A 9,131-nucleotide genomic window follows, 5' to 3' on the forward strand; every position below is an offset into this window, starting at 1 on the left:
ACCGAGGAGACCGGTCCGGGCTCCGGGCCCCTGGCCGAGATCGTGGCCGAGTGGGAGGCAGCCTGCGAGCCCGCCCGCCGCTCCCGCGCCCGCGTGGTCACCATGCGCACCGGCCTCGTCCTGTCCGGAGCGGGCGGGATGCTGCCCCCTCTGGCCGCCATCACCCGGACGGGCCTGGGGGGACGACTGGGTTCGGGCAGGCAGTGGATGTCCTGGATCGCACTCGACGACCTCACCGACATCTACCTCCGTGCCGTCGTCGACCTCTCGCTGACCGGAACCGTCAACGCCGTGGCTCCGGAACCGGTCACCAACGCACAGTTCACCCGCGTCCTGGGGTCGGTGCTCCACCGTCCGACCGTGGTCCCGGTCCCCGGGTTCGTGCCCGGTCTGGTGCTGGGCAGTCGCGGGGCGGACGAGCTGGCGCTGGCCGACCAGAAGGTCGATGCGGGGGTCCTACGCGGGGTCGACCACCCGTTCCGCTACCCCGGGCTCAGGGCAGCGCTGGCCCATGAACTGGGCGGGGAGAAGGTCCCCGCAGCGCTCTGACCCGACCCGCAGCGCTCTGACCCGGGCCCGAGCGCTCTGACCCAGGTCCGACCGGCCCGTCGACGCACTCAGCGCTGCAGGATCATCGGGACCAGGACCCTCCGTGCCAGCGCCCGGATCTCGTCCTCGGTCTCGAGCACGGGCGGGCCGTCCGGCATCACGGCGATGGAGTGGAGGAAGCGGCCGACGACACTGCCGACCTCGCGGGACAGGGAGTCGAACTCGTCCGCGTCCATCGGGCGGGTGTGCACATCGGCGTTCCAGGTGCTCCGGATGAACTCGGCGACGATCTCGGTGATCGCACCCAGTACCGAGTCGGACTGGCCGGCGAGCATCGCCATCGCCTCGACCTTGTCCACCTCGACGACCCGCTGGAGGAGCTCGCTCCTACGGATGTCGAAGACCGTGCCGACCAAAAGGTCCTCCACGTGCCTGACGGGGTCCCATTCGAGGGACTCGAACGGGGTGAACCGTGCGTTGACCGACATCATCAGACGTCGTGCTTCGTGGGCGTACAACGCGCGAAGGATCTGCTCTCGCGGCCCGAGCCTGCGGTACAGCGTCACCCGCGTCACCCCGGCGGACCTCGCGATGTCGTCGGTACTCGCGCCCTTGATGCCCCGCTCCGCGAAGACCGAGGCAGCCGCCTCAATCAGACGGATGTCCTCGGCATCAGGTGGATGGGTGCCACCTCGACCACTGTTACGAGCCACACGGGCATGTTACTTCCAGTGGTCGAGGCGCCGCCCGGAACCCGGCCGGATCGGGTCAGGGGCGGTCCCGGCCGGCCTCGTCGACCGGATATCCGCCCTGGTGCAGGCCCTGATCGAGATCCGCGCCGGGATCGACGCCGGCAGGCTGTCCCGGCTGTGCCCCCTGCGGGCCCGAGATGGCAGGGGTGTCGTCCGGAGCGATCCCGCCCTCGGACGAGGGGACCATGTCGAAGACGCCGGGCTTGGGCTTCGACTTAGGCTTCTCCGTGGCGGCGGCGGTGGACGAGGCCCCCTGCGCGGCGGCCTCGGCGGCGGCCACGGACCGGGCGATCTCCGGATCCGTCGAGGTGTCGAACCAGTGCTCGGGGGCCGACGGCAGATCTGCGTCGTCATCGGTGGCGGGCGGCTCGTAGCGGAACACCCCGTCGTCGTCCTTCTTGGCCACGGCCTTGGCGAAGTTCTCCAGCGAGTCTCCGAACTGCGAGGGGATCATCCACATCGTGGCCGCGTCGCCCTTGGCCATCTCCGGCAGGTTCTGGACGTACTGGTAGGCCAGCATCTCCGGCGTGGGCTTGGAGGCCTTGACGGCCGCGTTGACGCGGGCGATGGCGGCCGCCTGGCCCTCCGCCACGAGGTAGCGGGCGGCCCGCTCACCCTGGGCGCGGAGCATGCGCGACTGCCGGTCGGCCTCCGCGTTGAGGATCGAGGCCTGCTTGTTGCCCTCGGCGTCGAGGATGGAGGCCTGCTTGGCGCCCTGGGCGGTGGTGATGGCGGCCTCGCGCTGCCCCTCGGCGGTGAGGATCGTCGCGCGCTTCTCGCGATCGGCCTTCATCTGCTTCTCCATCGACTCCTGGATCGACAGCGGCGGGTCGATGGACCGCAGCTCGACACGGGCCACGCGCAGGCCCCAGCGGCCGGTCTCGGAGTCCAATACCCCTCGCAGCTGCTTGTTGATCATGTCGCGGCTGGTGAGGGTCTGCTCGAGCGTGAGCCCACCGACGACGTTACGCAGGGTGGTGGTGGCCAACTGCTCGACGGCCACGATGTAGTTGTTGATCTCGTAGACCGCGGCCTTGGGGTCGGTGACCTGGAAGAAGACGACCGTGTCTATGTTCAGCGTGAGGTTGTCCTCGGTGATCATGGACTGGGGCGGGAAGGTGACCACCCGCTCGCGCAGGTCCACCTTCGCGCGGACGCGGTCGATGAACGGGATGATCAGGGTGAGTTGACCGCTCACCGTGCGCTGATACCGGCCCAGTCGCTCGATGACCGCGGCCTCGGCCTGCGGGATGAGCTTCACCGAGCTCACCACCACCGAGGCGATCAATATGACGATGACGGCAAGGAAGATCAAGCCACCCATGGTTTCCTCCTGTTGTGTCGTGCTGTCGGCTGTGTGTCGGACTCGGGCTCTCTAGATGCCACGCACGACGATCGCGGTGGCCCCTTCGATCTCATGCACGAGGACCTTGTCCCCTGCGTCGAACGTCTCTCCCTCGATGAGCGGGCGCGCCGTCCACGTGTCTCCCGCGATCTGCACGAGGCCGCCGGCCGGTCCGATCGCCTCGACCACGGTGCCGTCGCGTCCGGTCAGGGCGGCCGTGTTGGTGTCGTGCTCGGGGAGCGCGGACAGGAGGCGGCGGCGCACGAGGGGTCGTACCCCCGCGACGAGGATGATCGAGACGAGGGCGAATGCCAGGGCCTGCCCCCAGATCGGTGCGCCGAGCGCGGCCGCGGCGGCACCACCGAGTGCGCCCCCGGCGAGCATGATGAGGAACAACTCGCCGCCCGCCGCTTCACCGGCGGCGAGCAACACCGCAACTGCGAGCCAGGCAAGTCCTACATGCATGTCTACGACCCTACCGATATCCGGCGGTCGGCAGGGGGGACGTCTTCCCGCGGGCGGACTACGCTCACATGGCGTGTCGACTCTCAAGAAGTTCGCGTGGCTGTCGGTGGCCACGTCGATCGTCACCATCTCGTTGAAGATGGTGGCCTGGTGGGTGACCGGATCGGTCGGCCTGCTCGCCGACGCGGCCGAGTCGGTGGTCAACCTGGTGGCCGCGGTGGTCGCGCTCATCGCCATCACCGTCGCCGAGCGCCCGGCCGACGACGACCACCAGTACGGCCACTCCAAGGCCGAGTACTTCTCGGCCGTGGTCGAGGGCGCGATGATCTTCGTGGCCGCGACCTTCATCCTCTACACGGGTGTCGAGCGACTCATCAACCCCGTGCCGATCGAGTCTCTCGGACTGGGCCTCGCGATCTCTGTCGTGGCGGCCGTGATCAACGGAGTGGTGGGGACGTTGCTGATCCGGGCCGGGGTCCGGCACCGGTCGCCGACCCTGAAAGCCGACGGGAAACACCTGATCACGGACGTCGTCACCTCGGTCGGTGTGGTCATCGGTGTGACCCTGGTGTGGATCACCGGCTGGGAGTTCCTCGATCCGGTCGTCGCGATCGCGGTGGGGCTGAACATCCTGTTCATCGGCTACAAGCTCGTCCACGAATCCGGGATGGGTCTGATGGACGCGACACTTCCCGAGCAGGACAACAGGGCGATCCAGGAGGTACTGGACAGGCACCGGCAGCCGGGTCGGGTCGACTTCCACGAGCTGCGGACCCGCGAGTCCGGCCGGTGGCGGTTCGTCGAGTTCCACGCGCTCGTCCCCGGCGACTGGAGTGTCGAGCGGGGCCACGATCTGGTGGAGAAGGTCGAGCAGGAGATCCACGCCGCGCTCCCGCACTCCCACATCACCACCCACCTCGAGCCGATCGAGGACGAGCGCGCCTACAACGACGTGAGACTGTAGTCATGGGCCACCCGATCATGTTCGAGGACTCCGATCCGCTGCTCGCCCGTCTGCGTCGCATCTGCCTTGCGCTGCCGGACGCCGCGGAGAAGATCTCGCACGGGCGGCCGAACTGGTACACGACCAAGGTCTTCGCCTCCTATGGCGGCACGGTCAAGGGTGATCACGCGGATCCCCTGCTCGCTCGCGCCCTGCTGTTCCTCCCGGACCCCGAGGATCTGCCGGCCCTCGAGCAGGACGAGCGAATCGTGGTGCCCGCCTATGTGGGCGTCCGGGGATGGCGGGCGCTGCCCCTGGACCGCCCCGGGCGGCAGGGAGCGGGGGATCCCGGTTCCGTGGACTGGGACGAGGTCGCCGAGTTGGTCGAATCGTCCTACCGGCAACTCGCAGGCGCCCGGAGGGTCGCGCGGCTGGACGCCGAGCAGCGAGAAGCCGGCCGGGGGACGCGCCGGGTGTGATGTCCGCAGGTCAGCCCCGGGGTCGCGGTCACTCGCCCGTGGGGGCGGGTTACCGCACGCTCCGCATGGAGGCGACGTCGTCGATGAGCACGGCGATGTGGAACATGCTGGTCAACAACGAGCCGTAGACCGGCCAGGAGTCCCGGGGGAGTCGGCCGTCCTCGGCCATGGCGTGCGTCAGCCTGATCAACCGGTCATGGATCGATTCCATCTCGGCGTCGGGATCGGCGATCGAGTGGCCGGCGTCGCGCGCGATCTCCGCCCACTCGCTACGGAAGCGCTCGTCCCACGGCCCCTCCGAGTAGGTGGCGTCGTGGAGCGTCCGGATCAGGTGCCTCATGTGCGAGACCGCCTCGTCGATGCGGCCCAGCACCTCCTCGTAGTCGACGCGCTCGCGGATCCGAGGTGCGCGACCGAGGCGTCGGCGGGCCAGGCGGGGGTTCGAGCGACGACTCTCGCGGGCGAAGTGCACCGTCCCCCACGCGGTCTCGACCTCATCGGACACCGACTCGATCTCGCGTCTCCACGCGTCGGCGGCGTCGGTCTCCCATGAGGTGGAGAACTCGTCGGCCATGTTCACGAGGATGTCCCCGATCCGACGGTCGATGCGGTCCACCTGGCTGGCCGCCTGTTGATCCCGCATCGGGGGAATGATCAACAGGTTGACCAGTACGCCGATCCCCACCCCGACGGCGACCTCGATGATGCGGTCGAGGAGCAGGGGCTGTTGGTCGGAGAACCCACTGGACAGCACGAACACCGCGGTGGTGGCGATCGCGACCCCCTCGTCCCGGATCCAGGTGATCCGGGCGCCGGCCAGGCCCACGAACATCGCCAGCGCGAAGGTCCACACGTTCACGCCCAGGTAGAACCCGATGAGGAAGGACAGACCTACCCCGATCGCGGACGCCACCGTCGTCTGCACTCCGCGGGACAGCGAGCGGTGGACCGTGGCGTGCACGGTGAGCAGCGCGGTCCACGGCGCCAGGAAGGGCAGGGGCGAGTCCAGGACGTGGGCCGAGAGCCACCATGCGGCCGTGGCGGCCACCACGCTCTTGACGATCTGCAGCAGGTCTGTCCTGACGTCGGGCCGTCCCGCGAGTTCTCGGAGTCGTCGCATACGCAGCATTCTCGTGCGTGGCCCGGTGTGACGACAATCCCGGGCGCACTGAACGTCGGACGAGGTGACCACGGTGCGGTGCCCGACTCTGCCCTAGGGTCGGGACGTACGGAGACAGCCGTATCGCTCAGCGCCCCCGGAAGGACCCATGGACCCGCTCAGTTCCCCCGCCCTGCCGGCGGTGACGGTCGATCTCGGCCTCGACACCAGGCTCACCCTGCTCGCCGCCGGCCTCGTCTTCCTGCTGGCCCTGGGGCTGGGCGTGTGGAAGTACCGGCAGATGGCCACGAGCGCCGACCATCTCGCGCACCCCTACGTCGACATCGCACACCGGGCGTCGCTGCTGTACTCCTTCGCGATCCTGCTCATCGCCGTGTTCGTGGAGCTGAGCAGCTGGCCCACGTGGGTGAACCTCACGGCGGCGGGGGTCCTGGTGTTCTTCTTCGTGGTGGCGATCGCCAGCTACATCGTCCACGGCGCCCTGCAGGACACGACCAACCAGTTCGAGCACCCCTCGTCCATGTTGCGCGTCGGCATGACCGCACTCATCGTGGGGGAGATGGGCGGGTTCGCGGTACTGCTGGCGGGCTTCGTCGACGGTCAGTTCCTGGGCTGAGACGATTTCCGGGCGGGCGCGGTTAGGCTGGCCCCATGCCGCTGCGCCCCCGCTCCGACGCCGCCTCGCCGAGGAAGAGATCGTCCGAGGGGATGGATCTGGGCACCCGGGCGCTGGTCTTGGGGGTGGGGTCCCTGGCACTGTCCTGGGTCCCCCTGCTCAACATCATCGCGTTCCTCGCCGCGCTGATGGCGGTGGCCTTCGGGTTGCTCGCCCGGTGGCCCACGGGATGGCTCACCAACGAGGAGCCGGACCCGCGCCGGGGATTGTTCGGCGTCGTCCTCGGCGGGATCGCGATCGTCGTCTTTGTCATCACGGCGGTGAGGTACTCGGCGCTGTAGCCCCGCCGCCCTCGGTGGTCGCGGTCCGCCCTCAGTGCGAGTTGGACACCACCCAGCCGAGAGCCGTGCGCATCCGGCGCGCGAACGTACCGGGGTGCGTCGCGCACGCCGCGTGACCGGCGCTGATCGGGAACACCGCGCTGTGCGGCAACAGATCGGCCATCTCGTCCTGGATCCACCGGGGGAAGGCGATGTCGCGCATGGTCTTGACGATCGCGACGGGCAGGCCCAGCTCGTGGAGCCACGACGTGGAGTTGAACCGGGCCACCTCCGCGATCACGGTCCGGTGGGTCGCGAGGGGCACGGAGGACAGTTCCCGCATCGCCCAGGTGTAGGCACCGGGCACCTCGTCGTCGATCTCCCTGGCCACCTCGACGGGTACGGCGTTGAGCACGGGGGCGCCCCGGGTCAACGAGCCGAGCGTCATCTTCTCCAGTGCGTTGCGCTGGGCACCGGTACCGGTGGCGGCCAGCACCAGTCCGCCGAGCCGGGAGGGGTCGCGCCGGGCCGCGAGCTGGGCGACGATGCCGCCCATCGAGTACCCGCCGATCACGGGCTTGTCCAGCCCGAGATGGTCGGACACCCGCAGCACGTCCTCGCTCAGTGCGCCGAAGTCGAACGGGCCGCCGTGGCCCATCCCGTGGCGGCGCTGGTCGTAGGCGATGAGCCGGTACTCGCCCTGCAGGCGCTGGAAGGTCTGGTACCAGTTGAGCATCCCGGTGGCGGCCATGCCGTGCAGCAGGACGACCGGTGTGAGGTGCTCCTCGCCGGTGTCGTAGAGCCTGGTGGTGACGTCGTCGGTGAGGGTGACGATCCTCCCGGCCGGAAGCAGCGTCATGTCCGGCGCCATCCGCGGTAGGCGCGATGCCGACCTCGGGAGCGACGCCAGCGGGTTCCTGGTCATGGGTGCCTCCTCGAATACCTGACCTCGATTGTTCGCCACTTCGCCGCCGGTTGCACGGCCGGACGCCCGGTCAGTCCGCCGAGACCAACCCCCGGTCGACCAGGAAATCCCTCGCGACCAGCGCCGGATCGTCACCTTCGACGTCGACACGCATGTTCATCTCGACCATCACCTCGTTGTCCAGGATCTCGACGAGCGGCGTGAGGACCTCCTCGATCTCGGGGTGGGCGTCCAGGAACTCGCCCCGCACCACGGTGGCGAGGTTGTAGACGGGGAAGAAGCGCTGGTCGTCCTCCAGGACCACCAGGTCGAGGCCCTTGACCCGGCCGTCGGTGGTGTAGACCTCGCCGAACCGGCACTCCCGGCCGGTGGCGGTGGCCTGGTAGATGATCCCGGGCTGCATGATCGGCACCGGGACCGTGTCAGCGTCGAAACCGTAGGCCTCCGCCAACCCGGGCCAGCCGACCAGCAAGGCCAGGCACACCGCCAGGACGGAACCCACCACGAGTGTGGTGGTGTCCTGGATCCGGCCCTGCTGCGGTACACCGCCACGCCGACCGCCACCGACAGGAGCGTGGCCAGCAGGACCGCCTGCACTGTGGCGCTGACGTGCTGCCAGGAGTCCGTGGCGAGCTGGAGCCGGCGGGTGGAGATGAAGTCCACGAGGTCGTTCAACGTATCTCGGCTCCGTCCGTGCGGTTCGGTCGGCTCACGCTATCCGGATGGGCAACTGTAGAGGGGTGGGATCCAGTATGTCGCGGCGTGATCCGGCGTGCGACCGCTGACCGTGATGCACCATGGGTCCATGACTGCGAGGCCCGACCGCCCCCTGGACCCCGACCTGATCGAGCGTCTCGACGAGCTGCTCGCCGCCACCGGCAGGATCGCCCGACGCCACTTCCACGGTGAGCTCGAGGCGCTGGTCGCCGACGACAAGGGCGGTGAGCGGGGGTACGACCCGGTGACCGAGGCCGACCGCGACATCGAGGCGCTGCTGCGGGCCGGGATCTCGTCGATGGCACCGGGGGACCGGGTGGTGGGGGAGGAGAACGGCGAGTCCGGCCCCTCGGACGCCTCCCGCACGTGGTACCTCGACCCGATCGACGGCACCAAGGCCTTCCTCACGGGGATGTCGGGGTGGGGCACGCTCGTCGGCGTGGTGGAGGACGGCCGCGCGGTCGCCGGGTGGATGGATCAACCGGTGTTGGGGGAGACCTTCGCCGCGGTCCATGGCCGCGCCACCGTGCGTCGCCGCTCGGACGGACCGGAGGCCTTCGACCTGCATGTCTCGGGGTGTGACGAGCTGTCCGAGGCGATCATGTACACCACCCATCCGTCGATGTTCGGGGACGGTGAGCTGCGCCGACGCTACGACGACCTCGCCTCCCGGGTGCGCCTGCAGCGCTTCGGCGGGGACTGCTACGCCTATTGCATGCTCGCCGCGGGCCGGGTGGACCTGGTGGTGGAGTCCGACCTGAACTCCTACGACATCGTGGCGCTCATCCCGATCATCGAGGCGGCGGGCGGCGTGATCACCGGCCCGGACGGTCGGCAACCGCTGGACGGCGGCACGGTCGTGGCCGCCGCGACACCGGCGCTGGCGGAGCAGGCGTGGGC

Annotated in this window: 12 protein-coding genes; 6 read left to right on the forward strand and 6 right to left on the reverse strand. The window is 69.3% G+C overall.

The window, feature by feature from the left end; genetic code table 11:
• Window positions 1-549, forward strand: a 549-nt coding sequence (locus G6027_RS12385; protein ID WP_182637442.1) for a DUF1731 domain-containing protein, incomplete at its 5' end; no start/stop codon positions are given.
• Between the two features lie 68 nt (window positions 550-617).
• Here G6027_RS12385 and G6027_RS12390 read toward each other — a convergent pair.
• Genes G6027_RS12390 through G6027_RS12400 form a run of 3 tightly spaced genes read right to left on the reverse strand, consistent with a single transcriptional unit; the run spans window position 618 to window position 3,111 of the window.
• Window positions 618-1,262, reverse strand: coding sequence for a TetR family transcriptional regulator (locus G6027_RS12390; protein ID WP_182637443.1), 645 nt, complete (start codon window positions 1,260-1,262; stop codon window positions 618-620).
• A gap of 55 nt (window positions 1,263-1,317) precedes the next feature.
• On the reverse strand, window positions 1,318-2,625 hold the full coding sequence (locus G6027_RS12395; RefSeq protein WP_182637444.1) for an SPFH domain-containing protein: 1,308 nt from the start codon (window positions 2,623-2,625) through the stop codon (window positions 1,318-1,320).
• A 51-nt stretch (window positions 2,626-2,676) separates the two neighbouring features.
• Entirely contained in the window at window positions 2,677-3,111 is a 435-nt protein-coding gene (locus G6027_RS12400; protein WP_182609371.1) for an NfeD family protein, read from the reverse strand.
• Between the two features lie 73 nt (window positions 3,112-3,184).
• On the opposite strand from G6027_RS12400, the gene G6027_RS12405 reads away from it, so the two are divergent.
• Complete coding sequence (locus G6027_RS12405; protein WP_182637445.1) at window positions 3,185-4,075, forward strand: cation diffusion facilitator family transporter; 891 nt, start codon at window positions 3,185-3,187, stop codon at window positions 4,073-4,075.
• Window positions 4,076-4,077: 2 nt separating this feature from the next.
• Window positions 4,078-4,533: an MmcQ/YjbR family DNA-binding protein gene (locus G6027_RS12410; protein ID WP_182637446.1), complete on the forward strand. Its 456-nt coding sequence runs from the start codon at window positions 4,078-4,080 to the stop codon at window positions 4,531-4,533.
• A gap of 49 nt (window positions 4,534-4,582) precedes the next feature.
• Here the strand turns inward: G6027_RS12410 and G6027_RS12415 are convergent, their stop codons facing one another.
• Entirely contained in the window at window positions 4,583-5,653 is a 1,071-nt protein-coding gene (locus G6027_RS12415; RefSeq protein WP_182637447.1) for an aromatic acid exporter family protein, read from the reverse strand.
• 148 nt (window positions 5,654-5,801) lie between these two features.
• Between G6027_RS12415 and G6027_RS12420 the strand changes: the two genes are divergently transcribed.
• Window positions 5,802-6,269 (forward strand): hypothetical protein, encoded by a 468-nt coding sequence (locus tag G6027_RS12420; RefSeq protein ID WP_182637448.1) that lies wholly within the window; start codon window positions 5,802-5,804, stop codon window positions 6,267-6,269.
• Between the two features lie 35 nt (window positions 6,270-6,304).
• Window positions 6,305-6,610 carry a hypothetical protein gene (locus G6027_RS12425; RefSeq protein ID WP_182637449.1) on the forward strand — a complete coding sequence of 102 codons (306 nt, stop codon included), beginning with the start codon at window positions 6,305-6,307 and terminating at the stop codon, window positions 6,608-6,610.
• Between the two features lie 31 nt (window positions 6,611-6,641).
• Here the strand turns inward: G6027_RS12425 and G6027_RS12430 are convergent, their stop codons facing one another.
• Window positions 6,642-7,514 carry an alpha/beta hydrolase gene (locus G6027_RS12430; protein WP_241727082.1) on the reverse strand — a complete coding sequence of 291 codons (873 nt, stop codon included), beginning with the start codon at window positions 7,512-7,514 and terminating at the stop codon, window positions 6,642-6,644.
• Between the two features lie 70 nt (window positions 7,515-7,584).
• The gene (locus tag G6027_RS12435) at window positions 7,585-8,016 is read right to left on the reverse strand and encodes a glycine betaine ABC transporter substrate-binding protein (RefSeq protein WP_346995726.1); all 432 of its coding nucleotides are present in this window, start codon (window positions 8,014-8,016) and stop codon (window positions 7,585-7,587) included.
• Between the two features lie 303 nt (window positions 8,017-8,319).
• Between G6027_RS12435 and G6027_RS12440 the strand changes: the two genes are divergently transcribed.
• Window positions 8,320-9,131, forward strand: an 812-nt coding sequence (locus G6027_RS12440) for an inositol monophosphatase family protein (RefSeq protein ID WP_182637450.1), incomplete at its 3' end; no start/stop codon positions are given.

It is taken from the genome of Dietzia sp. SLG310A2-38A2 (genome assembly GCF_014145095.1).
Taxonomy (GTDB): Bacteria; Actinomycetota; Actinomycetes; order Mycobacteriales; family Mycobacteriaceae; genus Dietzia.

Excerpts from the sequence above, each read along its gene's own strand:
- G6027_RS12395 (WP_182637444.1), bottom strand. The coding sequence starts at position 2,625 with ATGGGTGGCTTGATCTTCCTTGCCGTCATCGTCATATTGATCGCCTCG.
- G6027_RS12400 (WP_182609371.1), bottom strand. The coding sequence starts at position 3,111 with ATGCATGTAGGACTTGCCTGGCTCGCAGTTGCGGTGTTGCTCGCCGCC.
- G6027_RS12410 (WP_182637446.1), top strand. The coding sequence starts at position 4,078 with ATGGGCCACCCGATCATGTTCGAGGACTCCGATCCGCTGCTCGCCCGT.
- G6027_RS12415 (WP_182637447.1), bottom strand. The coding sequence starts at position 5,653 with ATGCGACGACTCCGAGAACTCGCGGGACGGCCCGACGTCAGGACAGAC.
- G6027_RS12420 (WP_182637448.1), top strand. The coding sequence starts at position 5,802 with ATGGACCCGCTCAGTTCCCCCGCCCTGCCGGCGGTGACGGTCGATCTC.
- G6027_RS12425 (WP_182637449.1), top strand. The coding sequence starts at position 6,305 with ATGCCGCTGCGCCCCCGCTCCGACGCCGCCTCGCCGAGGAAGAGATCG.
- G6027_RS12430 (WP_241727082.1), bottom strand. The coding sequence starts at position 7,514 with ATGACCAGGAACCCGCTGGCGTCGCTCCCGAGGTCGGCATCGCGCCTA.